Source organism: Microbacterium terrae (assembly GCF_017831975.1).
GTDB classification, from domain to species: Bacteria; Actinomycetota; Actinomycetes; order Actinomycetales; family Microbacteriaceae; genus Microbacterium; species Microbacterium terrae.
On record NZ_JAFDSS010000001.1, the window covers coordinates 286,336 to 311,606 of the forward strand.

A 25,271-nucleotide genomic window follows, 5' to 3' on the forward strand; every position below is an offset into this window, starting at 1 on the left:
CGTCAGGGCGAGGTGGCAGCGGTGGTGTGCGACCGATGCGGCATCCGTCGCACGGGCGGTTCGGTCACCGACGCGGCGAGCGGCTTCGAGCGCCGGAGCGCGGCGAGCACCGGGCGCCCGACGACGACGATGCCGATCACCGAGGTGATCGCGCGCAGGGTGTCCCAGCTGAGGGTCGACGAGACCAGCGAGTACAGCAGGAAGCTCGCGAGGTTCACACCGACCGGGGCGTCTCCGTCGTACGAGATGCCCGTGCCGTATCCGACCGCGAACGGCCAGAACCACAGGTTCATGAGCAGGCCGAACAGGTACGACGACACGACTCCGTAGACGCAGAGCATCGCGATCTCGGCCCGCCCGCGGATGCCGCGGGGGAGGAGACCCGCGCCGGCCCCCACCCACGCGCACGCGAACATCTGGAACGGGGTCCACGGCCCGAACGTGCCGGTGACCAGCGTCGACAGGGCGATCGCGGCCATGCCGAGCAGCATCCCGAACCGTGCGCCGAAGGCGCGGCCCGCGAGGATCAGCAGGATGAACACGGCCTCGACCCCGCCGACGCCCGTGCTCGCGATGCGCACGGCTGCCCCGATCGCGGCGAGCGTGCCGAGCAGCGCCAGCATGTGCGCCGACCGCACGCGGCCGTCGAGGGTCGCCACCACGACGAGCACGGCGAGCGGGATCAGCGCGAGGGCGGCGACCGGCACCGCGGCCTCGGCCTGATCGGGCACCGCCGTCGCCACGAGCGGCCAGGTGAACGCGGCGAGGGCGACGAGGTTCGCCGCTGCGAGCGCCAGCGGCGCTGCGGCGCGGGGCCGCAGCGCTGCGGCGCGGAGGGTGATGCCCTCCGGCCGCGCCGGGGGCGCGGGCCGCGGTGGCAGAAACTCCACCTCTCCGGGGGCGGCAGGCACCGAATCGCGGCGTGTCGAGCTGTTCAGGGCCGAGATCCGTGGAGTTTCGTCACGGGGTCCGGGCGAGACCGGATGATGCTGCGCGGAGGAGAGGGTTCCCGCGCGCATCACGAGCACGCGGTCTGCGCCGGCGGCGACGTCGGGCTCGTGCGACGCGACCAGCACGGCGACGCCCGCGGCCGGCAGCGACCGCAGCGCCGCGAGCACCGAGGCGCGGGCGACCGGATCGAGCCCGCGCGTGGGCTCGTCGACGAGAACGACGGCCGGGTCGCCTGCGAGCTGCACCGACAGGGCGAGCAGCCGGCGCTCGCCGACGGAGAGGTCGCGCGGATGCCGCGAGAGCCGCCCCGCGGCCGCCGGGCCCGCCGGATCGAGCCCCAGGAACCCGGCGAATCGGTCGGCGGTCGAGCCCGGGCGGCCGAGGGGACTCGAGCCGCGCGACGCCCGGCGCGCCCGTCTGTCGGCGCGGGCGCACTCGGCGGCGACCGTGTTGTGGACGAACAGGTCGTCGGAGTTGTCGGGCACCAGGGCGACGCGGCCGTCCGCCTCGATGCCCGAGTCCAGTGCGAGGGCGGCGAGCAGGCTCGACTTCCCCGCGCCGTTGGGGCCGACGAGGACGACGAACTCGCCGGCGTCCAACTCGATCGACACCGCATCGACGGCGACGAGGTCGCGGTGTCGCACCGTCAGCGACTCCGCGCGCAGTGCGGACCGCGGTGCGTCGTCGCCCGACGGGAGGGCCGCCGCCGGGTGGGCGGTCGTGCCTTCGGCTGCGCGTGAGTGGTGGGTGGTCGGGGCATCCGCCGCTGGCGCAGCCGGGCGGACCGTCCCGTCCGGGATCGGCGGGTGTTCGTCGGCCGCGGTGACCCCGTCGGGTCGGACCGTTCCGTCCGCGATCCGCAGGTGCTCGTCGGCCACGGCGAGGAGCGCGGCGGTGCGGTGCTCGGCCACCACCACGCAGATGCCGGCATCGTGCGCCAGGGCGTCGAGCAGTGCGACGATGCGGTCGCGGGCGTCGGATTCGAGGTCGGCGAGCGGCTCATCGATCAGCAGGAGGATCGGATGCTCGACGATCGCTGCGGCGATGGCGACCAGGGTCGACTCGCCTGCCGACAGACCGCGGGTGGGTCTGTCGAGGAGCGACATGATCCCGACCCGCTCGGCGACCTCGGTGACGCGGGCCGCGACGATCACGGGAGCGACGCCGCGCAGGGCCGGCGCGAGCGCGATCTCGTCGCGCGCGTGCTCGGTGGCGAACCCGTCGCGCGGATGCTGCGGCACGACGCCGACCCGCTGTGCGAGGTCGCGCGGGGGCACGGCGCGCCGGTCGTGCCCGACGACGGCGAGACCGCCGGCGATCCAGCCGCCGTCGACATGGGAGTGCAGACCCGCCAGCGCCCGCAGCAGCGTGGACTTGCCCGATCCCGTGGGGCCCGTGAGGAGGGTCAGCGTTCCCGGCGCGAGGGCCATCCGTTCGACCGCCAGGCCGAACCCGACTGGGACCCCGCCCGACCCCTCAGGCGACGCTTCCCCGTCCCGGGACCGCGCCGATGCGCCGTCCGCGCCCGCGACCCGGTGCGGCGGACGGGGAGGAGCGGTGCCGAACCCCAGCACCACGTCGCGCGCATCGACGGCGGTCGCGCAGTCGCCGTCGAGCCCGCGGCCGGCGAATCCGCGCACCTCGAGGGTCGCCGCCACCGCGGCGGCGCGCTCCAGGGTGCGTTCGAGCAGGGGCGACAGCATCCGCACTCCGGCGCGCTCGCCGCGCAGCCGCTGCGCGAACCGCACCGCCCGTGCCGCGTCGGCGAGGGCCGGCAGCGTCGTCCACGCGATCGCGAGGGCTCGGCCGAGGCCGCTGAAGGGGCCGCGCGCCGACACCCGCACGATGAGGCGCGGTAGGTCGACCAGGGCGCTCAGCACGCCGAACGCGAGAATCGTCGCCGCGATGGGCACTGCGCTCGCGGCTGCGGCTGCGAGCCCGTCGACCGTCACCGGCCCGAACATCACGACGTGCGCGAACGGCGCCGGCAGGCGCACCGCGGGCAGCGGCAGCAGAACCGCACCCGACCCGTCGGCGCCGTGGAACAGCACGCGGTACGCGACCCGGACCACGACGAAGCCGGCGGCGAGGAACGCCGCGGCGCGCAGGGGTCCGGGCCGCAGGGTCATGGCGTCACGAGGTCGGCGCGGCCGGCTCGCCGTCGAGGGTGAAGAGCAGCTCCACGGCGTCGCCGGGCTCGAGCTGCAGGGTCGACACACCCTCCTGGGCGTAGTCCCACTCGCCGCCCGCGGGCTTGACCCACAGCGCCCAGTAGCCGAAGGCGGGTGCCATCGACGCGCACTCCTCGATGTACGCCGGGTCTTCGGTCGAGCCGAGCGGCTCGTCGGCCGACGGCAGTCCGTCCACGCGGCACAGCGCCTGGTCGCCGTACTCGACGGTGCCCTCGGTCTCGACGCCGAGCGTCTGCAGGGCATCGGCCACCGCGAGGGTGTCATCGGCGAAGACGCACGCCTCGAGGGCGATCGTGTCGGCGTCCGCGAGGTTGCCCGCGTCGACGATGACGCCCACGCCTTCGTCGCCGGCGCACAGTCCGTCGGCCGACGCGGACTGCGCCGGCTCCGGCGTCGCCGTCGCGGAAGCGCCGGTGTCGGCGGCGGGGGAACAGGCGGCGAGCGAGAGGATCAGTGCAGCGGATGCCGCGGCGAGCGCCACGGCGCGAGAAGTCTGGGTCACCGATCCAGGCTACGGCGTCGGCATCCGTCGCCTCTTCCAGATGACGCGCCGCGGTGGCGGTCGTAGGCTGTCCCGGTGAGTGTTTCCGACATCTTCGACGAGAACGAATGGATGCCGGCAGCCGGCGCCCCCGACGGCGGGTACACCGACATCACCGCGCACGTCTCGCACGACGGCCGCATCGCTCGCATCGCGTTCGATCGACCCGAGGTGCGCAACGCCTTCCGGCCGCACACTGTCGACGAGCTCTACCGCGCCCTCGACATCGCGCGCCAGGACCCGCGCATCGGGGTCGTGCTGCTCACCGGCAACGGCCCGAGCCCGAAGGACGGCGGCTGGGCGTTCTGCTCGGGGGGCGACCAGCGCATCCGCGGCCGTGACGGCTACACCTACGCCGCCGACGACGCCGCAGCCCCCGACCCGGCCCGCGCCGGCCGACTGCACATCCTCGAGGTGCAGCGCCTCATCCGCTTCATGCCCAAGGTCGTCATCGCGGTGATCCCGGGATGGGCCGCCGGGGGCGGCCACTCGCTGCACGTCGTGTGCGACATGTCGATCGCGAGCGCCGAGCACGGTCGGTTCAAGCAGACCGACGCCGACGTCGGCTCGTTCGACGCGGGGTACGGCTCGGCCTACTTCGCGCGTCAGATCGGCCAGAAGTTCGCACGCGAGGTGTTCTTCCTCGCCGAGGAGTACTCGGCCCAGCGCGCGTACGAGATGGGGGCGGTGAACCGCGTCGTACCGCACGCCGATCTCGAGCGCGAGGCGCTGTCGATGGCCCGCACGATCCTGACGAAGAGCCCGACCGCGATCCGCATGCTGAAGTTCGCGTTCAACGCGGTCGACGACGGTCTCGTCGGACAGCAGGTCTTCGCCGGAGAGGCCACACGGCTCGCGTACGGCACCGACGAGGCGGTCGAGGGCCGCGACTCGTTCCTCGAGAAGCGCGATCCCGACTGGTCGCCCTACCCGTGGCAGTACTGATGCCGACTTCGTGGGGGCGCACGACTCCTGAGATCCGGGCTGCGGTCCGGTCGCTCGGTGGGGTGTTCGCGAATGCGCGACGGACTCGCCCGATCGCGGCACGGCGATGAGACTCGAACCCGCGCTCGGCGACGATCCCCGAGACATCCTGCGGGGGCTCCGCAGCGCTCTGCACGGCGCCGGACCCGCCCTCAGCCTCGGCCTCGTGAACGACCTGCCAGGGGAGGTGCGGGCCGGGACCGCGGTGGTCGTCACGACCTCGGGGTCGACCGGCATCCCCAAGAGCGTCGTGCTCAGCCGCGATGCCCTCACCTCGAGCGCCATGGCGACGGCCGAGCGGATCGGCGAAGGCGCGTGGCTGCTCGCGCTCCCGGCGAGCTACGTCGCGGGACTCCAGGTGCTCGTGCGGGCCCTCGTCGCCGGGCGTGAGCCGGCCATCCTCTCGGGAGCCTTCACGCCGCAGGCGTTCGCGGCCGCCGCGCTGATGATGGTCTCGTCCGAGCACGGCCGGCGCGTGCCCACGTACACCTCACTCGTCCCCGCCCAGCTCACGCGACTGCTCGATGCCGCCGAGCACGACACGGCGGTGCTCACCGCGCTGCGGTCGTTCGAGACGATCCTCGTCGGCGGTCAGGCCCTCCCGCCGGTGACGCTCGAACGCGCCGAGGCCGCGGGAGCGCGGGTCATCCGCACCTACGGATCGACCGAGACGAGCGGCGGCTGCGTCTACGACGGCAAGACCCTGCGCGGCGTCTCGGTGCGCATCATCGACGGCGAGGTGAACATCGCCGGTCCGACGCTCGCCGACGGGTACCTCGGCGACGCCGACCTGACGGATGCCGCGTTCCACCGGGGTGCGGACGGAACACGCTGGTACCGCACCGGGGATGCCGGACTGATCGAAGACGGCACGCTGCGGGTGCGCGGCCGCATCGACAACGTCATCGTCTCGGGAGGCGTGAACATCTCGCTCGACCGCGTCGAGCGCGTGGTGCGGACGGTCCCTGGGCTGGCGTCGGCGGTCGTGATCGGGGTCGACGACCCGCGTTGGGGCGAGGCATCCGTCATCGTCGCCCCGCGCGGCGAGGCGCTTCGCCGCAGCGAATCGGTGCAGCTCGAAGAGGCGCGGCACGCCGTGGGCGCAGAGATCGGCCCGCATGCGCGCCCGGCCCGCATGGTGCTCGTCGACGAGCTGCCGACGCTGCCGTCGGGCAAGCCCGACCGTGAGCAGATCCGCCGCGCCGTCGCGGCGATCCACTGACACTGCGCGACCGGCTGTCCACAGCAGGGCACGGCTGGGCGGCACGCATACGCCGAGGATCTAGGATGCGATTCGTGGCAGGCACCTCCAGCAAGAAGCGAAAGCACCCGGGTCCGAAGAAGCAGCCGACGCGCGGCAACCCGCAGAAGCGTCAGGAGTCGCGCGACCCGCGGCACGTCGAGCCGGCGACGTTCGGCGACTGGGTCGGCGCCGCGCGCCTGCGCACCCTGCCGCTCGCCATCGCTCCCGTCACGATCGGCACCGGCGCGGCGATGGTCGTGGCCGACGCCTTCCACTGGGTGATCGCGCTCTGCTGCCTCGCCGTCGCCGTCGCGCTGCAGATCGGCGTCAACTACGCGAACGACTACAGCGACGGCATCCGCGGCACCGACGACCACCGGGTCGGCCCAGCGCGCCTCACGGCGAGCCGCAAGGCGAAGCCCCGGACGGTGCTGATCGTCGCGCTGGTGTTCTTCGGGATCGCCGCGGTGGCGGGGCTCGCGATCACCGTGCGCACCCAGCAGTGGTGGCTGATCGCGGTCGGCGCGGTCTGCATCGTGGCCGCGTGGTTCTACACCGGCGGCAAGCGTCCGTACGGGTACGCGGGGCTGGGCGAGCTGTTCGTCTTCGTCTTCTTCGGGCTGGTCGCCACGCTCGGCACGACGTGGGTGCAGGCGCTCGCACTGCCGCAGGAGGCGTGGTTCGGTGCGGTCGCGGCAGGGCTGTTCGCCTGCGCGGTGCTGCTCGCCAACAACCTGCGCGACATCGACCAGGATCGCGTCGCCGGCAAGCGCACCCTCACGGTGCTCATCGGTCGCACCGCGACGCGGTGGCTCTTCACGGTCTTCGTGCTCGTGCCGTTCGCGATCTCGGTGTTCCTCGCGCTGTTCTACCCGATCGCCTGGCTCACGCTCATCGCGCTGCTCGGTGCGCTCGCCGCGATCCTGATCGTCTGGACGTACCGGCAGCCGAAGGAGCTCGTCGTCGCACTCAGCGTGACCTCGCTCACCTCGCTCGGGTACGCGATCCTCCTCGCATGGGCCTTCGTCGGCTGAGCGGGTCTAGCCTGGCGGCATGACTGCTCCGGATGCCGCATCGCCGACCCCTGACGCCGCTTCCGCGCTGTCCGCCGAGGCGCTCAACGCGGCCGAGGCCGACGAGATCCGAGCCGACGAGGCGGTGCATCCCGGTACCGACGTCTCGGGTCCTGTCGTGGTGCAGCGTGTCGAGAACGGTGCGATCGCGCTCGCCGCGATGATCGCCGCGGTCGTGCTCTACCCGGGGTGGTGGTGGGTGCTGCTCGCGGCGTTCCTGCTGTTCGACCTGTCGATGCTCGGCTATCTGCGCTCGACCCGCGCGGGGGCCGTCTCGTACAACCTGGTGCACAGCTATCTCGGCCCCGCGATCCTCGCCGCCTGCGCGGCGATCTGGCTGGTGTTCTCGGCTCCGGCTGCGTGGTGGCTCGGACTGATCGCGCTCACCTGGGCGTTCCACATCGGCGTCGACCGGGCGCTCGGGTACGGGCTGAAGCTCCCCGACGCGTTCGAGCACACCCACCTGGGGTGGATCGGTCGCGCGAAGAGCGGTCGCGCTCAGCGCTGAGATCTCCCCGTGCTCAGCGCGGGGAGTCGCCTTCGGTCGCGTCGGAAGCCGGTGCTGCCGAGTCGCCGGCTGCGGACACCGCGCCCGCGCCCGCGCCCGTGCCTGCGGCGGCATCGGCCGCGGCATCCTCGACGTCTTCGTCGCGCGACGTGGGCGTCGGCTTCGGTGGCCGCGGAGCCATGCCCGAGGTCATGTCGGCGAGCGGGCGGCGCAGGAAGAGCACCGACAGGCTCAGCCCGATGAGGGCGGCGAAGATCGCCGCGAGCCAGTAGTACTCACGCATGATCGGCAGCAGCATGAGCAGCCCGAACGGAACGAGGAAGACCAGCAGTCGCAGCACGGTGAACAGGAGGGCCGAGCGCGCTTTCACCCGACCATCCTACGTTCGCCCGTGGCGCCGCTTCGGCCGAGCGGCGCGTCGGGCGCCGATCGCGTCGGTTCGGTCACGACCGCGCACGTCGCTCTCAGCCCGCCTAGGATGGAGGGATGGCACGGGTGCTGTTGATCGTGGCGCTGGTGGCGACCGTCTTCTGGGTCTTCACCATCGTCGATTGCGCGGTGCAGCCGCCGACCCGCCATCGGGGTGTGACCAAGCCCGCGTGGATCGCGATCGTGGTGCTGCTGCCGGTCCTCGGCGGAATCCTCTGGCTCGCCGTCGGCCGCGCGCGCGCGTCGGCGGTCGCCGCCCGTCGCGCCCCCGACGACGACCCCGAGTTCCTCGGAACCATCGGCGTGCTCAGTGACCAGGACGAGCGCATCCGCCGCCTGGAGGAGGAGCTCGCCCAGCTCGACGCCGAAGACGACGACCCGCGGCAGTCGGCGCACGGCCCCGCTGCGACCCCCGCTGCACCCGAGTCGGGTGCGACCGGCGCCGCGGAGTCCGCCGGGACGACCGGCGACAAGACCGAGCCGCCCAAGCGTCCGGCCGACGAAGGCGACGACACGCGCGGTCAGCGCGGCGCGGTCGGCTGACGTGACGGGCGACCGGCGGGCGCTCGCGTCCGCGGCTACCGATGCTGCGTCGGCGCTGCTCGGCCGGCTCGTCGAGCTCGGCGTCTCCGACCTCGTGCTGAGCCCCGGGTCGCGGTCGCAGTCGCTCGCCCTGGTCGCCGCGGAGTTCGAGCGCCGCGGCGTGCTCCACGTGCATGTGCGCATCGACGAGCGGGTCGCCGGCTTCACCGCGCTCGGCATCGCACGCGAGAGCGGCATGCCCGCGGCGGTCGTGTGCACGTCGGGCACGGCAGTGGCCAACCTGCTGCCGGCGGCGCTCGAGGCGCACCACTCCGGGGTGCCCCTGCTGCTGCTCACCGCCGACCGTCCGCCCGAGCTCCGCGGGGTCGGGGCCAACCAGACCACGCGCCAGCCGGGGCTGTTCGCCGCGGCGGTGCGCTACGAGGCCGACCTCCCCGTGCCCGACGACGTCGACCCGGTCGGCGACTCCGAGCAGAGTGCGATGCTCCGCATCGTCGCGCACGATGCGATCGCCGCAGCACTCGGCGCCGGATTGCGCTCCCCGGGTCCGGTGCACCTGAACCTGCCCTATCGCGAGCCCCTCGCCGGGGCGCTGCCGGACTGGCTCGGCATGCCCGCCGCAGAGCTGTCGGTGACGACGACGGATGCCGACCCCGTCGGCCCGCCGGTCGACGAGGTCGTCGAGGACGAGTCCTCCGGGGCGCTCTACCAGGGCGGCGGCGGGATCGGCGAGTCCGACGTGCCGCCCGGCTGCGACGACGAGCCGTACGTGCTCGAGCGGGGCCCGCGCACCGTCGTGATCGCCGGCGCGGGCGCGGGCGCCGATGCTGAGGAGACCGCGCACCTCGGGGCGTGGCCGCTCATCGCCGAAGTCGTGAGCGGCGCCCGGTACGGACGCAACCTCGTGCACGGCTACCGCACCCTGCTGCGCGACCCCGAGCTCGGCGGACGCATCGAGCGCGCCGTCGTGTTCGGGCATCCGACGCTGAGCCGCGAGGTCACCGCGCTCCTCACCGATCCGGGCGTCGAGGTCGTCGCCCTGCGCGGCCCGGGCGAGCCGCTCAACCTCAACGGGGCGACCGTGCCGGTCGAGAAGGTGCGGGTCGCATCCGGCGACGGTGACCGCGGCTGGATCGGCGCCTGGTGGGCGGCATCCCGAGCGGCGTCCGTCGACCTCACGCCACCCGCCCCCGACGCCGACGCCCTCTCGTCCGCGGTGCCCGACGAGCGGCTCGGAGCGATCGCCACCGAGCTCGCCGTGATCCGCGCGCCCCTCGATCGCAAGACACTCGTCGACGCCGTCTGGCGGGCGACCTGGCCCCACGACCGGCTGATGTTCGGCTCGTCGAGCCTGGTGCGCGTGGCCGATGCGGTGCTCCCCGGCAAGAAGGTGCCGGTGCACGCGAATCGCGGTCTCGCCGGCATCGACGGCACCGTCGCGACCGCGATCGGCGTCGCCGTGGCGAGCCAGTCGCGCGGAGCACCCGGCGTCACGCGGGTGATCCTCGGCGACCTCGCGCTGCTGCACGACGTCGGCGCGCTGCTGCTGCCGCCGCAGGAGACGCAGCCGCGCATCCAGGTGGTCGTCGGGAACGACGGCGGCGGCACGATCTTCGACGGGCTGGAGGTCGCGCAGGTGGCGGCATCCGACGATCTCGATCGCGTGATGTATACGCCGCAGTCGGTGCGGATCGAGCAGCTCGCCCTCGCCTACGGCTGGGAGTACCAGCGGGTCACGACGCGTTCCGCGCTCGATCAGGCGCTCACGTCACCGGTGGGCGGATGCCAGATCATCGAGGTTCCGCTCGAGCGCTGACGGCGCCCGCGAGGTCGAGCGCCGACGGCTCGGCGCTGGCATCATGGCTCCATGATTGCGAAGAGCCAGCACCACTGGACCGGCGATGTGGCCGACCTCCTCCGCGTCGGCGACGGCTTCCGCCTCGCCGACGTCGACCCCCGCTCGACGCCGGGCTACGACAAAGACAAGGTGCGGGCCGCCGAAGACCTCGGCACCGGAGCGCTCCAGCTCGACGAGTACCAGGAGCGGCTGTTCGCCGAGAGTCGTGTGGATGCGACGGATGCCTCAGTGCTCCTGGTGCTGCAGGCGATGGACTCAGCGGGGAAGGGCGGCATCATCCGGCACGTCGTCGGCTCGGTCGATCCGCAGGGCGTCTCGCTCGCGGCATTCAAGAAGCCGACGCCCGAAGAGCTCGCCCACGACTTCCTGTGGCGCATCGAGCAGCGGGTGCCCGAACCCGGGCTGATCGGCGTCTTCGACCGCTCGCACTACGAGGATGTGCTGATCGGGCGGGTGCGCGAGCTCGCGCCGGCAGCCGAGATCGAGCGACGCTACGGTGCGATCAACGAGTTCGAGAAGCGGCTCGTCGACGGCGGGACGCGCGTGGTCAAGGTGATGCTGCACATCTCGCCCGACGAGCAGAAGCGACGACTGGGGGAGCGCCTCGACCGCCCCGACAAGCACTGGAAGTACAACCCGGGCGACGTCGACGAGCGCGAGCTGTGGCCGGCGTACATGGCGGCGTATCAGACCGTGTTCGAGCGCACCTCGACCACCTGGGCGCCGTGGCACGTGGTGCCCGCCGACCGCAAGTGGTACGCGCGTCTCGCCGTGCAGCACCTGCTGCTCGAGGCGCTGGAGGACATCGATCCGAAGTGGCCGGTCGCGACCTTCGACGTCGCTGCCGAGAAGGCTCGGCTCGCCGCAAGCTGACGCGCTTCGTCTCGCTCCGCGAACGAGCGGAGCGACAGACCCGAGACGCCTCGCTCTCAGGGAGCGACCCCGCGTGCGACCCACGCGGTGCCGGTGACCGTGAACGGGCCGTCGGGCCAGTGCGCGCGCGTCGCGGCGCGCACGCGCGCGATGCCGTCGTCGTCGAGACCCGCCAGTGCAACGGCCGACGGCCCCACCTTCAGGGTCTGCGACGCCCACCACTCATCGAATCCCCGGTAGCCGGAGGTCACCGAGATCTCGCCGTCTTCGACATCGCGGCACCCGGCGCCCTCCAGGAGTCGGCGCAGGTCGCCCCGACGGGTGCCGATGCGCGGCGCCTCGAGCGAGCCCCCGGTCTCGGCATGGGCTGCCGCGAGGAAGACCGCATGCGGGGCGCGGTCGTTCTCGACGTCCCAGACGCACGCCGCCACGACTCCGCCCGGGCGGGTGACGCGCACCATCTCGCGCACGCCGGCCGCGGCATCCGTCATGAAATGCACGACGAGCTGCGCGAGCGTCGCCGTGAACAGATGGTCGTCGAAGGGCAGCTGCTCGGCAGTGCCATGCCGGATGTCGGCCCACGGGAACCGGGCGGCGGTCGCATCGACGAACGACGCCGAGGGTTCGACCCCGGCGACCTCGGTCTCGCCGAACCGGTGCGCGAGTACGGCGGTCAGCGCGCCCGTGCCGCAGCCGACGTCGAGGGCGCGGCCGCTCGTGGGCAGCCTCGCCCAGTCGACGAAGATGTCTGCGAGCGGCATCGAGAACCGGCCCATGAAGCTGTCGTAGGCCTCCGCGGCCACGTCGAACGACATGACCGGATCCTACGCCGGGTGTCGTCTGATCGATACGTGCGTGGCGGCGCTCGGGATCAGGCGAGCGCGTCGACGATCGGGCGGAACTTCACCCGGGTCTCGAGCAGTTCCGATTCGGGGTCGCTCTCGGCCATGATTCCGGCCCCGGCGTGTGCCACGACGGGGATCGTGTCGGAGAACTCGGCGTAGCCGCGCGTCGGATCGGCGCCGATCTGGGCGCACCGCAGCGCGATGGCCCATTCGCCGTCGCCGTCGGCGCCCACCCAGCCCACGGGGCCGGCGTACCGGCGACGGTCGAAGGGCTCGATGCGGCGGATCGCCTCGATCGCGGCATCCGTGGGGGTGCCCGCCACCGCGGCGGTCGGGTGCAGTGCCGCGACGAGGTCGAGCGAGGTCGCGTGGTCGGCGAGCTCGGCTTCGACGTCGGTCGCGAGGTGCCAGAGGTTCGGCAGTTCGAGCGTGAACGGCTCGGCGTCCGCCGTCACCGCGCCCACGTGCGGGGCGAGCGCGTCGAGCACGCTCTGCACGGCGAAGCGGTGCTCGTCGCGGTCCTTGGCGCTGTGGGCGAGTGAGAACGACGCCGTCGCGTCGCCGTCGGAGTCGGCGCCGCGCGGCACCGTGCCGGCGAGCACGCGGGCGGTCACGGTGCCGTGCGACACGGTGACGAGCGTCTCGGGGCTCGCCCCCACCAGGCCGTCGACCGCGAACGTCCAGGTGTCGGGGTACTCGGTCGACAGTGCGCGCGCGAGACGGCGGATGTCGGAGCCTGCAGGGATCGTCCCCACCAGATCGCGGGCGAGCACGACCTTCTGCACCTCGCCGCTCTCGATCGCGGCGATGCCCTGCCGCACCGCGGCCTGGTATCCCTCCGGGTCGAGGGTTCCGGGGCCCAGTGTCGCCGACCAGTACGGGCCGTAGGGGACTGTCGCGATCGCGGGGTCGGGGCCGTCGTACGCGGACGAGCGGATCCGGGTGACCCACGAGCGTCCGCGCCCGCGCCCGATCACCGTCTGCGGCACGATGAGGCGGCTCGACGCCGCGGATCGGCGGTCGAACGCGAGGGCACCGAAGGCGACGAGTCCGGTGCCCGGCAGTCCGACCTCGTCGTCGACCTCGGCCGTCTCGCACAGCGAGCGCCACATCTCGGCGAGGCTCGGGAACGGGTCGGCCTCGGGGAGGGGATGCGCGCCGCCGAACTCGATCCCGGTCACCTGGTGACCGAGGCCGACGATGCCGTCACCGCGTCGCAGCCATGCCAGCGGCGTGTTCGGGTCGGTGAACGAGATCAGGTCGTCGACCGGGTCGATCTCTCGGGTCTCGACCACCAGTCGGGGATGACGGGGTGCTGCACTCACCGTTCCAGCCTAGTTTCGCGTCGGAGCGGTCGGCGTCCGAGCCGGCACCCCGCGTCGGATCCGACGACCGGGGGATGCCGCCGGAGCCCGAAGCCGCGGCCGCCTCCGGCCCGCCGCGCCTAGACTCGCTCGGGTGACCGCACCATCGCACCGCCCCGATCCCGGCACGCGCCTGCTGTTCCGCTGGCGCAAGTGGGACGGCACGCCGCACTGGGAACACGACTGCGTGTACCTCGGCAGCGACCGCTGGGGCGACTGGTTCGGGCAGGACTCGGGGTGGCGCAGCATCCGTCCCGGCCGCGACATGGCCGTGCGCTCCCGCAACGTCACCCTCGTGCCGCCGACCGGCGATTTCGCCTACACCTGGAACACCCCGCCCCAGGAGACGCGCATCTACATCGACGTCGCGTGGGACGTGCGGTGGACGGATGCCGGCGAGCCGACGGGCATCGACATGGACCTCGACGTGGTGCGGCGCGAGCCCGCGGAGCCCTACGTCGATCGCGAGGGCGTTCTCCGCGCCCCGGGCGACGTCTACATCGAGGACCGCGACGAGTGGGACGAGCACCGCGTCGCCTACGGGTACCCGGCCGACATCGTGACCCACCTCGACGCGCTCGCCGTCGACCTCGAGGGCCGGGTGCGTGCGGGTGAGGCGCCGTTCGACGCGGCCACCGCACAGCACTGGCTCGACCGGTTCGACGACCTCGGCCCCTTCTGACCTGCCGCGCCGACCTAGACTCGACGTGTGACAGCCCGCCCTGACGACGAGCCCAACCGCGCCGATCTGCACAAGGACCCCGCGAGGGTGAGCGGCATGTTCGATCAGGTCGCGGCCGGCTACGACCGCACCAACACCGTGCTCAGCATGGGCAACGACCGGCTCTGGCGCGCTGCCACCACGCGCGCCATCGCGCCGCGGCCGGGCCAGCGCATCCTCGATCTCGCAGCCGGCACCGGCGCGTCCAGCGTCGCACTCACCCAGCGCGGCGCCACGGTCGTCGCCGCGGACTTCTCGCCCGGCATGATCGCCGAGGGAAGGCGCCGGCACAGCGGCATCCGGAATCTGTCGTTCGTGCAGGCCGACGCGACCGACCTGCCGTTCGACGACGCCGAGTTCGACACCGTGACGATGTCGTTCGGGCTGCGCAACGTCAACGACCCGAAGAAGGCGCTGCGCGAGCTGCTGCGGGTGACCAAGCCCGGCGGCCGCCTCGTGGTCTGCGAGTTCTCGCACCCGCCGTCGGCCGTGTTCAACGGGCTCTACCGCTTCTACAACGACCGTGTCCTCCCCGTCGTCGCGAAGTCGATGAGCTCCAACGCCGAGGCCTACGACTACCTCAACGAGTCGATCCGCGACTGGCCCGACCAGGGCACGCTGTCGGGCTGGATCCGCCAGGCGGGGTGGACCGACGTCGCCCACCGCAACCTGTCGATGGGGATCGTCGCGCTCCACCGTGCCGTCAAGCCGCGGTGACCGGGCCCCGACACCCCGGTAGGCTGGCATCGTGACTCCCTCAGCGTCTGGCTCGCGCATCGCGGGCAAGCTGGGCCTCACCGACCGTGTCTTCGCCGGACCGCGCTCGCGCGCGCTGCTGAAGACTGTCGAGGCGGGCCTGGAGCGCGTCGACCGCGCGCTCGAACGAGAGCTTCGGGTCACCGACGCGCTCGCCGACGCGGCAAGCCGCTACCTGTTCGACGCCGGCGGCAAGCGGGTGCGCCCGATGCTGGCGCTGCTCACGGCGCAGCTGGGCGACGGGGTCACCGACGACGTGATCGACGGCGCGACGGCCCTCGAGATCACCCACCTCGGCTCGCTGTACCACGACGACGTGATGGATGCCGCCGACCGCCGCCGTGGCGTGCCCAGCGCCCATGCGGTCTGGGGCAACAGCGTCGCGATCCTCACGGGCGACCTGCTCTTCTCGCGCGCCAGCCAGATCATGGCCCGCCACGGCGAGGGAGCGATCCGTCTGCAGGCCGACACGTTCGAGCGTCTCGTGCTCGGGCAGATGCATGAGACCGTGGGGCCGCAGGAGGGTGACGACCGGGTCGAGTTCTACCTGCAGGTGCTCGCGGACAAGACCGGCTCGCTGATCGCTGCGGCCGCGCAGGCTGGGGTGATCTTCTCGAACGGTCCCGCCGAGTACGAGCAGCCCCTCGTGGTGTTCGGAGAGAAGGCCGGAGTCGCGTTCCAGCTGCTCGACGACGTGATCGACCTCTCGGCCGACCCGGGCGAGACCGGCAAGGTGCCCGGCACCGACCTGCGTGCGGGAGTGCCGACGATGCCCTACCTCGTGCTGGGCCAGCTCGCCGACGACTCGTCGCGCAGCCTCCTCGCCGAGATCGACGAGGGCGTCGACGCCATCGCCGACGGTGCCGATCCCGCGATCCTCGACGACGCGCTCACGCGGCTGCGCGACCACGAGGCCACGCAGGCGACGCTCGATCTCGCGCACGCCTGGTCGCGCGAGGCCGTGGATGCTCTCGAGCCGCTGCCCGATGGGCGGGTCCGCGAGGCGCTGACGCGCTTCGCCGAGGCCGTCGCCGACCGCTCGAGTTAGCGCGCGGGAGCCATCCGCCGACGCGTCTCGTCTCTCACTTCGCTCACCCGACGACCGCGTCGCGCATCGACCGGAGTCATCGAAAGGACTCGACATGACCAAGCTCCGACTCGCCATCGTCGGCGCGGGCCCGGCCGGCATCTACGCCGCCGACATCCTGCTGAAGGCCGAGCGCAAGTTCGACGTGTCGATCGACCTGTTCGAGCAGCTTCCCGCGCCGTACGGCCTCGTCCGCTACGGGGTCGCGCCCGACCATCCCCGCATCAAGGGCATCATCACGGCGCTGCGCGAAGTGCTCGACCGGGGCGTCATCCGCATCTTCGGCAACGTGCACTTCGGGCGCGACATCACGCTCGAAGACCTCAAGCGCCACTACCACGCGGTGATCTTCTCGACCGGCGCGATCCGCGACGCCGACCTCGACATCCCGGGCATCGACGCTGCAGGCTCGTACGGTGCGGCCGACTTCGTGAGCTGGTTCGACGGCCACCCCGACGTGCCGCGCGACTGGCCGCTCGAGGCCGAGTCGGTCGCCGTGATCGGCAACGGCAACGTCGCGCTCGACATCGCCCGCATGCTCGCCAAGCACGCCGAAGACCTCCTGCCGACCGAGGTTCCCGCGAACGTGTACGACGGCCTTGCGGCCTCGCCCGTCACCGACGTGCACGTGTTCGGCCGCCGCGGACCCGCGAACGTGAAGTTCACCCCGCTCGAGCTGCGCGAGCTCGGCGAGCTGCGCGACGTCGACATGGTCGTCTACGACGAGGACTTCGACTACGACGAGGCTGCGCAGGCCGCGGTCGCGTCGAACAAGCAGGTCATGGTGATCGACCGTGTGCTGCAGTCCTGGCGTAAGCGCGACTCCGTCAACAACGCGGGCGGCACCGCGTCGCGTCGCCTCCACCTGCACTTCTGGGCGAAGCCCGTCGAGGTGAAGACCGACGCCGACGGCCGCACGTCGGCGTTCGTCTACGAGCGCACCCGGTCGGACGGCGCCGGCGGCGTCGTGGGCACCGGCGAGCTGCGCGAGGTGCCGATCCAGGCGATCTACCGCGCCGTCGGCTACTTCGGTTCGCCGCTGGACGGCGTGCCCTTCGACGAGAAGCACGGCGTGATCCCGAACCGCGAGGGCCAGGTGCTCGACGGCGACTCCAACCAGCGCGTGCCGGGCGTCTACGCGACCGGCTGGATCAAGCGCGGGCCGGTGGGCCTCATCGGTCACACGAAGTCCGACGCGATGGAGACGATCAGCCACCTCATCAACGACCAGGGCGCCTGGTGGCAGCCGGTCGACCCGTCGGAAGCGGCGGTGCCCGAGCTGCTCGCCTCACGCGGTGTGCGCTGGACCGACCTCGAAGGCTGGCATCGCCTCGACGAGCGCGAGATCGCCCTCGGCGCTCCCGAGGGACGTGCCCGCATCAAGGTGGTGCCGCGCGACGAGATGGTCGACATCTCGCGCGGGGAGTGACCTCTCAGGCGTTCTCGCCCGCCTGCCGCAGCGGCCGGTGCGTGCGCCACGTCTCGCGGTACGTGCGGTAGCCGGCGACGATCCACGCGGTCAGCACGACCACGAACACGACGACGCCGACCGCGACCGCCGCGCCGACGGCGACCCCGACCGCGGTCAGCAGCCCGCCGGCGAACAGTCCGACGACGCATCCGTGCACGAGCGCGATGAGCACCATCGAGCTGCCCGCGACCTGGCTGAGGTCGGTGCGTCGCCGGATGAACGAGTACGTGCGCACCATCCCCGAGACGTCGTCGGTGACACCGGCCATGAGGTACTTCTCGATGGGCGGATCGAGGTCGACGTAGGCGGCGCGCAGCCGGTTCATCGCGATGACGTACATCAGGTCTTCGTCGGCGACGTTCATCACACGGATGCCGGTGAGCCAGCCGACGACCGCGAGGAAGCCGAGGATCGCCAGGGCCGCTGTCGCGAACCAGTCCTCGAATCCCGTCGCCTGCCCGAGCAGACCGATGGTGACGAGCCCCGCGGAGACGAGCGTCAGGAAGAGCGCGATGCGCGTGAGCACCTCGCTCTGCGCCGTGCTGCGCGCCGCCAGCAGGCCCCAGTGCTCGGTCGCGAGCAGCTGGGCGCGTCGGGCGAGCACGGCGTCGGACTCGGGGTGCGGCGGCGCGGCGGGGGGATCGGAGGTGCTGTCTCCGATCGGCGGTGGCTCGGCGGGCGACTCGGCGGCCATGGGCACATTCTGCACCCGTGACCCACGGGGTGTCAGCGACTCGCATCGACCCCCGGCCGCCGCCGACCCTAGGCTGGCGGCATGGCGCTGACGTGGGAGCCCGACGTCCTCGGGGCAGGATTCGAGCGGCTGACGCTCGACCTCGGCACCGAGGGTGCCAGCGGCCCGCTCGTCGCCACCCTGGTGCGGGCAGTGCCGAACCCCTGGGCGACCATCACCGGGCCCCTCCGCGACGTCGACGTGCTCTACGTGCACGGCTGGTCGGACTACTTCTTCCAAGCCGATCTCGCCCGCGCCTGGACCGGGCGCGGAGCGCGCTTCTTCGCGCTCGATCTGCGTCGCTACGGGAGGAGCCTGCGGCCCGGGCAGACCCCCGGCTACGTCGATTCGCTCGACGACTACGACGTCGACATCGAGAGCGCGCTCGTCGAGATGGGCCATGGCGAGGATGCCTCGCCGCGCCGGCGCCTCGTGCTGCTCGGCCACTCGACCGGCGGTCTCACCCTGACGCTCTGGGCTGCGCGCCACGCCGGGCGGGCGAGTGCGGTCGTGCTCAACAGTCCGTGGCTCGAGTTCCAGGTGGGCGCGTTCGGCCGGCAGGCGCTGGCCCCGCTCGTGGGCATGCACGCCCGGATCGACCCGCGCGGCGCCCATCCCGCCGTCGACCTCGGCTTCTACACGCGGGCGCAGACCGAGGTCGGCGCGATCCCGACCGCGGGGTATCAGGCGGCGTGGCGACCCGAGCGCGGATTCGCGACCCACCCCGGGTGGCTCGCGGCCGTGCTGGAAGGCCATCGCCGGATCGCCGCCGGGGTCGAGGTGGGCTGTCCTGCACTCGTGCTGCTGTCGGCGGCATCCACGCCCGCCCTCTCGTGGCACGAGACGATGACCTCGACCGATTCGGTGCTGGTCGTCGACGACATCGCGCGCAGCGCGACGCGCATCGGCCGTCTCGTCACCATCGCGCGCATCGAGGGCGCGATCCACGAAGTGTTCCTGTCGCGGCCCGAGCCGCGCGCCGACGCGTATCGCATCCTCGCCCGCTGGGTCGACGCCGAGGTTGGCTGACGGCGAGATCGGCCGACGGCGTGAGCCGCGATTCACTTCTGCCGCCGCATCCTCTAGGTTTGCCGACATGAGGCCCTCCCACTGGCGGCGGCGCAACGAGGCGCTCGACCCCGCCGTCGACTTCGTCGAGATGTACCGCACCGTGGTGTCGTACGAGTTCCCGTGGGACATGAACCAGGCGCTCAGCTTCGCCCTGTTCCGCACATACGCGGTGCCGGGCATCGGGCGGCTGCTCGATGAGACGGGGGAGTTCGGCACCCGGGCCCAGAAGCGCTACGACGACACCGCCCTGCTCCTCGAGGTGCCGACCGTGAAGGGGTTCGACGACCCCGAGGCGCGCGCCGCGATCCGCCGCGTGAACCAGATGCACCGCAGGTACGACATCCCCGATCACGAGTTCCGCTACGTGCTGTCGACGTTCGTCGTGGTGCCCAAGCGCTGGCTCGACGACTACGGCAAGCGCCCGCTGTCGGCGGCCGAGGTCGAGGCATCCGTCCACTACTACCGGATGCTCGGCGGACACATGGGCATCCGCGACATCCCCGAGACCTTCGCAGGGTTCGCCGAGCTGATGGATGCCTACGAGGCCGAGCACTTCGCCTTCGACGAGGGTGCGCGGCGAGTGGCCGACGCGACGCTCGCGCTGCTCGTCGGCTTCCACCCCCGGCTGCCCGCGAAGGCCGTCGAGGCGTTCAGTCGCGCGCTCATGGACGACCCGCTGCTGGATGCCTTCCGCTACGAGAAGCCGTCTCGGAGCACCGTCGCGCTGGCGCGCACGGCGCTGAAGCTGCACGGGTTCGTGGGTCGCTTCCTGCCGTCGCGTACGACGCCGGTGCGCATCGTCGACCTGCCGTGGGTGCGCAGCTACCCCGACGGGTACGACGTCGAGCAGATGGGGACGTTCGTCGGAGGCTGCCCCGTGCCGCACGGCGAACGGACGGATGCCGCCGCGGAGGCGGATCAGGCCACGGGGTGACGCCCGCCCGCGCCGGCGTCAGCGCCGTCGGGTGAGCGCGTTCCAGTCGACCTCGAGGTGCTGCGGATCCGACACCGAGATGCGAGCGGGAAGCACGTCGCCCACGCGCGGCCACACCGTGCGGGGGAGCACGACCGCTGTCGCGACGGCTGCCGCATCCACGCCCGCGGCGTCGGCGATGAGGTCGACCGCGCATTCCTGGTAGCGGGCGCGGCCCTGCGGCTCGCTCGCCGCGACGACCCGCACGGTGCCGGCGACGGCGTCGGCCATCGGGTCGCGGGTGATCTGCTCGAGCCACGCCGCGGCCTCGTCGAGCTCGCTCGCCGGCGACGGAGGCGGCGTCACGGCGTCGATCGGGATCGAGATCGAGCCGGCGGGGGAGTCGTCGAGCGGACCGAGGCGGGCGGGGTCGACGGATGCTGCGCGCAGGCGCTCCGCGTCGGTCTCATCGCGCGCGGGTTCGCTCGGGATCCCCGCCCATTCGGCGGGCTCCTCCGGGCGCTGCGTGAACAGTCCCACCGGAGTCAGCGGTAGTTGACGAACTGCAGGTCGACCTCGAGGTCGGAGGCCTTGAGGAGGCGCTGGACCTCCTGCAGGTCGTCGCGCGACTTGGACTGCACGCGCAGCTCGTCACCCTGGATCTGCGACTTGACGCCCTTCGGGCCCTCGTCGCGGATGATCTTCGAGATCTTCTTCGCGTTCTCCGACGAGATGCCGTCCTTGATCGTCGAGACGATCCGGAACTCCTTGCCGCTGGGGAAGGGCTCACCCGACTCGAGGCTCTTCAGCGAGATGCCCCGCTTGATGAGCTTCGACTGGAAGACATCGAGCACCGCGTTGGCGCGCTCCTCGGTGCTGGCCTTGATGAGCACGGACTCGCCGCTCCACTCGACCGACGCCCCCGTGCCCTTGAAGTCGTAGCGCTGCTCGATCTCTTTGCGGGCCTGGTTGAGGGCGTTCTCCGCCTCCTGGTGGTCGACCTTGCTGACGATGTCGAACGAAGAATCTGCCATGCCGGGAGTCTACCCATCTGACGCCGTTCCGCGCCGTGATTGACCGGGAGCGCTCACAGTCCATCGCAGTGCAAGCGATTCCAAGATCACGGCGAGGTATCGATTGAATAACGCATTTGCTCCCGGGAAAACAGTGGACTATGAATGTAAGCGCTTGCAATCGCAGCACCCGAGTCGACCCGCATCGCCGCGAACGGCAGCGCGGCCGAACTCACTCGCACTCCAGAGAGGCATGGCACCGATGAAGGTGAACAAGAAGGGCTGGCTCGCGTTCGGCGGCCTGGCTGTGGCGTCGCTCGTGCTCGCCGGCTGCGCCGGCGGAGGCACCGCCGGGGAGACCCCCGCGGCCGAGTCCACGACCGAGCTGACCGTCTGGGTCGACTCCGAGCGCGTCGACGCGCTCAAGGGGGCGGCCGAGGCCTACACCGAGAAGACCGGCGTGAAGGTCGACCTCGTGGGCAAGGACAACAACACGATCAAGGACGACTTCATCCAGCAGGTCCCCACCGGCCGTGGACCCGACGTCGTCATGGGCGCGCACGACTGGCTCGGCGAGCTGTCGACCAACGGCGTCGTCGCTCCGATCGAGCTCGGTGACAGCGCCGAGGGCTACCTCCCCGTCGCGCTGCAGGCGTCGACCTACGAGGGCACCGTCTACATGCTCCCGTACGCGGTCGAGAACATCGCCGTGCTCCGCAACGCCGACATCATCCCCGAGCCCGTCGCGAGCTTCGACGACATGATCGCCCAGGGCAAGGAAGCCGGCCTCGAGACCCCGTTCGTCGTCGAGCAGGGCGCAGAAGGCAACCCGTACCACCTGTACCCGTTCCAGACGGCGTTCGGCGCCCCGGTCTTCGGCACCGCCGCCGACGGCAGCTACGACCCGACCGACCTGCAGCTGGGCAGCGAGGGCGGCTTCGAGTTCGCCGAGTGGCTCGGCGCGCAGGGCGCAGCGGGCAACTTCAACACCGACATCGACGGCCAGATCGCCAAGGACAAGTTCCTCGCCGGTGAGGCCGCGTTCTGGCTGACCGGCCCGTGGAACGTCGGCGCAGCGGTCGACAGCGGCATCAACGTCGCCATCGACACCGTCCCGAGCCCGACCGACGCCCCGGCATCGCCGTTCGCCGGTGTGAAGGGCTTCTTCGTGAGCTCCGAGTCCGAGGACAAGGTCGCCGCGAACGACTTCCTCGTCAACTACATCGGCACCGAAGACGTGCAGCTCGACCTGTTCGAGGCCGGCAACGTGCTCCCCGCCCTCACCGCGGCAGCAGACACCGCCGCGGCGGACCCGATCGTCGCCGGCTTCCAGGCTGTCGGCGCCGAGGCCGTGCCGATGCCCGCGATCCCGGCCATGGGCGCGGTCTGGCAGTACTGGGGCGTGGCCGAGGCCGCGATCATCAACGGCGACGACCCGACCACGACGTGGCAGAAGCTCGTCGACGACGTCACCGCCGCCATCCAGTGATCACCCGCGGTCGCTAGACCGCAACACGTGACCGGGGCGGGTGCGCGAGCATCCGTCCCGGTCTCGACACGAGGACGAACATGACCGACACCCTCCAGGCTTCGACCGGCGAGAGCACCGAATCGCCGCCGCCGACCCCGCGTCAGCGCTCCGCCGCGCGCATGGCCGATGCCGCCGCCGGACCGCTGCGCTGGCTCGTGCTGAAGATCGCGCTGCTCGCGATCGTCGATGCGGTCGCGGTGTACGCGGTGTTCGTGCTCTTCCTCCACAGCGAGTGGCTCGTGCTCGCGGGCGTCGTCGCCGTGACGATCCTCGTCAACTGGATCTACTTCTCGCGCAGGCACATCCCCGCCAAGTACCTCACGCCGGGCATCATCCTGCTCGTCGTGTTCCAGATCTTCACGCTCGTCTACACGGGCTACATCGGCTTCACCAACTACGGCACCGGCCACAACGGCAGCAAGGATCAGGCGATCGCCTCGCTCATGCGCTCGTCGCTGGTGCGCGTCGAGGATTCGCCGACGTACGACGTCGCGGTGGTCGAGCGGTTCGGCGAGCTCGGCCTGCTCGTGACCGATCCCACCGACGGCGAGGCGTCGCTCGGCACGAACACCCAGCCCCTCCAGCCGATCGACGCCACCATGGAGGACGGCAAGGCGGTCGCCGTCGACGACTGGACCACGCTCGCGTTCAGCGACGTGCTCGCCCGCAGCAGCGACGTCGAGCAGCTCGCCGTGCCCGCGAGCGACGACCCCAACGACGGGGCGATCCGGACGCAGGACGGTCAGAAGGGCTACCTCTACACCTCGACCCTCGTCTACGACGAGGCGGCCGGCACCATGACCGACACCGCGACCGGCGTCGTCTACACCGACGACGGCGAGGGCGCCTTCACGTCGCCGGAGGGGGAGCAGCTGCTCCCCGGCTGGCAGGTCTTCGTCGGGTTCGACAACTTCGTCCGCGCCGTGACGGATGCCTCGATCCGCGGTCCGCTCCTGGCCGTCACCGCGTGGACCTTCGTCTTCGCCGCGATCTCGGTGGCGTCGACGTTCTTCCTCGGACTCCTTCTCGCGCTGGTGTTCCAGCACAAGCGGATGCGGTTCAAGAACGGCTACCGCATCCTGCTCATCCTCCCGTACGCGTTCCCGGCGTTCCTCTCGGCGCTCATCTGGGCCGGGATGATGAACGAGAGCTTCGGCTTCATCAACCAGGTGCTGCTGGGCGGGGCATCCGTCCCCTGGCTCACCGACCCGTGGCTCGCCAAGGCCTCGGTGCTGATCGTGAACCTGTGGCTCGGCTTCCCGTACATGTTCCTCGTGTGCATGGGGGCGCTGCAGGGCATCCCCGAGGAGGTGAACGAGGCGGCGGTGGTCGACGGGGCGAACCCGTGGCAGATCTTCCGGCGCATCAAGCTGCCGCTGCTGCTGGTGACCGTGACGCCGCTGCTCATCGCGTCGTTCGCGTTCAACTTCAACAACTTCAACCTGATCTACATGCTCACCGGCGGCGGCCCGCGCTTCACCGACGTGTCGCTGCCTGTCGGGCACACAGACATCCTCATCTCGATGGTCTACAAGGTGGCGTTCACCGGTCAGAACCGCGACTACGGCCTCGCGTCGGCGTTCACGATCCTGATCTTCATCGTGGTCGCCGCGATCTCGATCATCAGCTTCCGCAAGACCAAGGCCCTCGAGGAGTTGAACTGATATGACCGAGATGACCTCGGCTCCCGCGCGCCGGCGCGGCTTCGGCGGCTGGTTCTCCGACACCGGATGGCGGCACGCGGTCGCGATCGCGGTCTCGGCGTTCGCGGTGTTCCCGCTGCTCTACGTGTTCTCGGCATCGCTCAACCCGGCCGGCACCCTCACCGGCAGCAACCAGCTGTTCTCGAGCATCGGCATCGACAGCTATGTGCGCATGCTGACCGACCCGCAGGTGCCGTACCCGATGTGGTTCCTCAACACCCTCATCGTCGCGACGGTCACCGGCTTCACGATGGTGTTCATCGGAGCGCTCGCCGCGTACACGTTCTCGCGGATGCGGTTCACCGGCCGCCGCGTGGGACTCGTCACCATCGTGGTCGTGCAGATGTTCCCGCAGCTGCTCGCCGTCGTCGCGATCTTCCTCATGATGAGCGCGATCGGGGACTGGTTCCCGGCGATCGGGCTCAACACCCTGAGCGGGCTCATCCTCATCTACCTCGGCGGCGCGCTGGGCGTGAACACCTATCTCATGTACGGCTTCTTCAACACGATCCCGAAGGAGCTCGACGAGGCCGCGAAGATCGACGGCGCCGGGCACGCCCGCATCTTCTTCACGATCATCCTGCGGCTCGTCGCCCCGATCCTCGCGGTCGTCGGACTGCTGTCGTTCATCGGCATCGTGAACGAGTACGTGATCGCCTCGGTGATGCTGATCGACCCCGAGAAGCAGACGCTCGTCGTGGGCCTCACCAAGCTCGTCTCGAACCCGCGCTACGCGGACTGGTCGGCGTTCTCGGCAGGCGCCGTCATGGCGGCCATCCCGGTCGTCGTGGTGTTCCTGCTGCTGCAGAAGTACGTCGTCGGCGGGCTCACCGCCGGCGCGACGAAGGGCTGAGCGGGCGTGCCATCA

Annotated in this window: 24 protein-coding genes; 16 read left to right on the forward strand and 8 right to left on the reverse strand. The window is 71.5% G+C overall.

Annotation, left to right across the window (positions count from 1 at the left end; translation table 11 throughout):
* Positions 1–2: 2 nt before the first annotated feature.
* Positions 3–3,080, reverse strand: coding sequence for an ATP-binding cassette domain-containing protein (locus JOD63_RS01275; RefSeq protein WP_045277118.1), 3,078 nt, complete (start codon positions 3,078–3,080; stop codon positions 3–5).
* A 4-nt stretch (positions 3,081–3,084) separates the two neighbouring features.
* Complete coding sequence (locus tag JOD63_RS01280) at positions 3,085–3,645, reverse strand: hypothetical protein (protein ID WP_045277119.1); 561 nt, start codon at positions 3,643–3,645, stop codon at positions 3,085–3,087.
* A 75-nt stretch (positions 3,646–3,720) separates the two neighbouring features.
* Between JOD63_RS01280 and JOD63_RS01285 the strand changes: the two genes are divergently transcribed.
* From JOD63_RS01285 to JOD63_RS01300, 4 genes are all read left to right on the forward strand, one after another.
* Positions 3,721–4,629, forward strand: coding sequence for a 1,4-dihydroxy-2-naphthoyl-CoA synthase (locus tag JOD63_RS01285; protein ID WP_084613755.1), 909 nt, complete (start codon positions 3,721–3,723; stop codon positions 4,627–4,629).
* A 106-nt stretch (positions 4,630–4,735) separates the two neighbouring features.
* Complete coding sequence (locus tag JOD63_RS01290; protein ID WP_045277120.1) at positions 4,736–5,890, forward strand: AMP-binding protein; 1,155 nt, start codon at positions 4,736–4,738, stop codon at positions 5,888–5,890.
* 74 nt (positions 5,891–5,964) lie between these two features.
* Positions 5,965–6,945 (forward strand): 1,4-dihydroxy-2-naphthoate polyprenyltransferase, encoded by a 981-nt coding sequence (locus tag JOD63_RS01295; protein ID WP_211088021.1) that lies wholly within the window; start codon positions 5,965–5,967, stop codon positions 6,943–6,945.
* A 19-nt stretch (positions 6,946–6,964) separates the two neighbouring features.
* Positions 6,965–7,492, forward strand: a complete 528-nt coding sequence (locus JOD63_RS01300; protein ID WP_084613757.1) for a DUF4260 family protein — start codon at positions 6,965–6,967, stop codon at positions 7,490–7,492.
* Positions 7,493–7,505: 13 nt separating this feature from the next.
* On the opposite strand, the gene JOD63_RS01305 is transcribed toward JOD63_RS01300, so the two are convergent.
* Positions 7,506–7,862 carry a DUF4229 domain-containing protein gene (locus tag JOD63_RS01305; RefSeq protein WP_045277122.1) on the reverse strand — a complete coding sequence of 119 codons (357 nt, stop codon included), beginning with the start codon at positions 7,860–7,862 and terminating at the stop codon, positions 7,506–7,508.
* 116 nt (positions 7,863–7,978) lie between these two features.
* On the opposite strand from JOD63_RS01305, the gene JOD63_RS01310 reads away from it, so the two are divergent.
* Genes JOD63_RS01310 through JOD63_RS01320 form a run of 3 tightly spaced genes read left to right on the forward strand, consistent with a single transcriptional unit; the run spans position 7,979 to position 11,195 of the window.
* Positions 7,979–8,464, forward strand: a complete 486-nt coding sequence (locus tag JOD63_RS01310) for a PLD nuclease N-terminal domain-containing protein (RefSeq protein ID WP_211088022.1) — start codon at positions 7,979–7,981, stop codon at positions 8,462–8,464.
* Between the two features lies 1 nt (position 8,465).
* Positions 8,466–10,280 carry a 2-succinyl-5-enolpyruvyl-6-hydroxy-3-cyclohexene-1-carboxylic-acid synthase gene (gene menD / locus JOD63_RS01315; protein ID WP_045277124.1) on the forward strand — a complete coding sequence of 605 codons (1,815 nt, stop codon included), beginning with the start codon at positions 8,466–8,468 and terminating at the stop codon, positions 10,278–10,280.
* Between the two features lie 51 nt (positions 10,281–10,331).
* The gene (locus JOD63_RS01320) at positions 10,332–11,195 is read left to right on the forward strand and encodes a polyphosphate kinase 2 family protein (RefSeq protein WP_045277125.1); all 864 of its coding nucleotides are present in this window, start codon (positions 10,332–10,334) and stop codon (positions 11,193–11,195) included.
* Positions 11,196–11,251: 56 nt separating this feature from the next.
* Here the strand turns inward: JOD63_RS01320 and JOD63_RS01325 are convergent, their stop codons facing one another.
* Positions 11,252–12,010, reverse strand: a complete 759-nt coding sequence (locus tag JOD63_RS01325; protein WP_045277126.1) for a class I SAM-dependent methyltransferase — start codon at positions 12,008–12,010, stop codon at positions 11,252–11,254.
* A gap of 56 nt (positions 12,011–12,066) precedes the next feature.
* Positions 12,067–13,365 carry an isochorismate synthase gene (locus tag JOD63_RS01330; RefSeq protein WP_045277127.1) on the reverse strand — a complete coding sequence of 433 codons (1,299 nt, stop codon included), beginning with the start codon at positions 13,363–13,365 and terminating at the stop codon, positions 12,067–12,069.
* Between the two features lie 133 nt (positions 13,366–13,498).
* Between JOD63_RS01330 and JOD63_RS01335 the strand changes: the two genes are divergently transcribed.
* The 4 genes from JOD63_RS01335 (at position 13,499) to JOD63_RS01350 (ending at position 17,397) form a co-directional block, all read left to right on the forward strand.
* Positions 13,499–14,086 (forward strand): DUF402 domain-containing protein, encoded by a 588-nt coding sequence (locus tag JOD63_RS01335; protein ID WP_045277128.1) that lies wholly within the window; start codon positions 13,499–13,501, stop codon positions 14,084–14,086.
* 96 nt (positions 14,087–14,182) lie between these two features.
* A complete protein-coding gene (gene ubiE / locus JOD63_RS01340; protein WP_245244056.1) occupies positions 14,183–14,842 on the forward strand; it encodes a bifunctional demethylmenaquinone methyltransferase/2-methoxy-6-polyprenyl-1,4-benzoquinol methylase UbiE in 660 nt (219 codons plus the stop codon).
* A 31-nt stretch (positions 14,843–14,873) separates the two neighbouring features.
* Positions 14,874–15,929, forward strand: coding sequence for a polyprenyl synthetase family protein (locus JOD63_RS01345; protein WP_045277130.1), 1,056 nt, complete (start codon positions 14,874–14,876; stop codon positions 15,927–15,929).
* Positions 15,930–16,023: 94 nt separating this feature from the next.
* The gene (locus JOD63_RS01350) at positions 16,024–17,397 is read left to right on the forward strand and encodes an FAD-dependent oxidoreductase (protein ID WP_045277131.1); all 1,374 of its coding nucleotides are present in this window, start codon (positions 16,024–16,026) and stop codon (positions 17,395–17,397) included.
* A gap of 4 nt (positions 17,398–17,401) precedes the next feature.
* On the opposite strand, the gene JOD63_RS01355 is transcribed toward JOD63_RS01350, so the two are convergent.
* The gene (locus JOD63_RS01355; protein WP_045277132.1) at positions 17,402–18,133 is read right to left on the reverse strand and encodes a hypothetical protein; all 732 of its coding nucleotides are present in this window, start codon (positions 18,131–18,133) and stop codon (positions 17,402–17,404) included.
* A gap of 81 nt (positions 18,134–18,214) precedes the next feature.
* Between JOD63_RS01355 and JOD63_RS01360 the strand changes: the two genes are divergently transcribed.
* Positions 18,215–19,201 carry an alpha/beta hydrolase gene (locus tag JOD63_RS01360; protein ID WP_045277133.1) on the forward strand — a complete coding sequence of 329 codons (987 nt, stop codon included), beginning with the start codon at positions 18,215–18,217 and terminating at the stop codon, positions 19,199–19,201.
* 67 nt (positions 19,202–19,268) lie between these two features.
* Positions 19,269–20,177 carry an oxygenase MpaB family protein gene (locus JOD63_RS01365; RefSeq protein WP_045277134.1) on the forward strand — a complete coding sequence of 303 codons (909 nt, stop codon included), beginning with the start codon at positions 19,269–19,271 and terminating at the stop codon, positions 20,175–20,177.
* An 18-nt stretch (positions 20,178–20,195) separates the two neighbouring features.
* Here the strand turns inward: JOD63_RS01365 and JOD63_RS01370 are convergent, their stop codons facing one another.
* The gene (locus JOD63_RS01370) at positions 20,196–20,696 is read right to left on the reverse strand and encodes a hypothetical protein (protein ID WP_045277135.1); all 501 of its coding nucleotides are present in this window, start codon (positions 20,694–20,696) and stop codon (positions 20,196–20,198) included.
* A gap of 5 nt (positions 20,697–20,701) precedes the next feature.
* Positions 20,702–21,190, reverse strand: a complete 489-nt coding sequence (locus JOD63_RS01375) for a YajQ family cyclic di-GMP-binding protein (protein WP_045277136.1) — start codon at positions 21,188–21,190, stop codon at positions 20,702–20,704.
* A 241-nt stretch (positions 21,191–21,431) separates the two neighbouring features.
* Here JOD63_RS01375 and JOD63_RS01380 point away from each other — a divergent pair, with 241 nt between their 5' ends.
* The 3 genes from JOD63_RS01380 to JOD63_RS01390 all read left to right on the forward strand — a co-directional run bounded on the left by JOD63_RS01380 (position 21,432) and on the right by JOD63_RS01390 (position 25,256).
* Positions 21,432–22,658, forward strand: a complete 1,227-nt coding sequence (locus tag JOD63_RS01380) for a sugar ABC transporter substrate-binding protein (protein ID WP_045277137.1) — start codon at positions 21,432–21,434, stop codon at positions 22,656–22,658.
* A gap of 80 nt (positions 22,659–22,738) precedes the next feature.
* Entirely contained in the window at positions 22,739–24,364 is a 1,626-nt protein-coding gene (locus JOD63_RS01385) for an ABC transporter permease subunit (protein ID WP_045277138.1), read from the forward strand.
* 1 nt (position 24,365) lies between these two features.
* The gene (locus JOD63_RS01390; protein WP_045277139.1) at positions 24,366–25,256 is read left to right on the forward strand and encodes a sugar ABC transporter permease; all 891 of its coding nucleotides are present in this window, start codon (positions 24,366–24,368) and stop codon (positions 25,254–25,256) included.
* Positions 25,257–25,271: the final 15 nt, after the last annotated feature.

Excerpts from the sequence above, each read along its gene's own strand:
- JOD63_RS01275 (WP_045277118.1), bottom strand. The coding sequence starts at position 3,080 with ATGACCCTGCGGCCCGGACCCCTGCGCGCCGCGGCGTTCCTCGCCGCC.
- JOD63_RS01290 (WP_045277120.1), top strand. The coding sequence starts at position 4,736 with ATGAGACTCGAACCCGCGCTCGGCGACGATCCCCGAGACATCCTGCGG.
- JOD63_RS01300 (WP_084613757.1), top strand. The coding sequence starts at position 6,965 with ATGACTGCTCCGGATGCCGCATCGCCGACCCCTGACGCCGCTTCCGCG.
- JOD63_RS01310 (WP_211088022.1), top strand. The coding sequence starts at position 7,979 with ATGGCACGGGTGCTGTTGATCGTGGCGCTGGTGGCGACCGTCTTCTGG.
- JOD63_RS01320 (WP_045277125.1), top strand. The coding sequence starts at position 10,332 with ATGATTGCGAAGAGCCAGCACCACTGGACCGGCGATGTGGCCGACCTC.
- JOD63_RS01325 (WP_045277126.1), bottom strand. The coding sequence starts at position 12,010 with ATGTCGTTCGACGTGGCCGCGGAGGCCTACGACAGCTTCATGGGCCGG.
- ubiE (WP_245244056.1), top strand. The coding sequence starts at position 14,183 with ATGTTCGATCAGGTCGCGGCCGGCTACGACCGCACCAACACCGTGCTC.
- JOD63_RS01350 (WP_045277131.1), top strand. The coding sequence starts at position 16,024 with ATGACCAAGCTCCGACTCGCCATCGTCGGCGCGGGCCCGGCCGGCATC.
- JOD63_RS01355 (WP_045277132.1), bottom strand. The coding sequence starts at position 18,133 with ATGGCCGCCGAGTCGCCCGCCGAGCCACCGCCGATCGGAGACAGCACC.
- JOD63_RS01360 (WP_045277133.1), top strand. The coding sequence starts at position 18,215 with ATGGCGCTGACGTGGGAGCCCGACGTCCTCGGGGCAGGATTCGAGCGG.
- JOD63_RS01365 (WP_045277134.1), top strand. The coding sequence starts at position 19,269 with ATGAGGCCCTCCCACTGGCGGCGGCGCAACGAGGCGCTCGACCCCGCC.
- JOD63_RS01375 (WP_045277136.1), bottom strand. The coding sequence starts at position 21,190 with ATGGCAGATTCTTCGTTCGACATCGTCAGCAAGGTCGACCACCAGGAG.
- JOD63_RS01380 (WP_045277137.1), top strand. The coding sequence starts at position 21,432 with ATGAAGGTGAACAAGAAGGGCTGGCTCGCGTTCGGCGGCCTGGCTGTG.
- JOD63_RS01385 (WP_045277138.1), top strand. The coding sequence starts at position 22,739 with ATGACCGACACCCTCCAGGCTTCGACCGGCGAGAGCACCGAATCGCCG.
- JOD63_RS01390 (WP_045277139.1), top strand. The coding sequence starts at position 24,366 with ATGACCGAGATGACCTCGGCTCCCGCGCGCCGGCGCGGCTTCGGCGGC.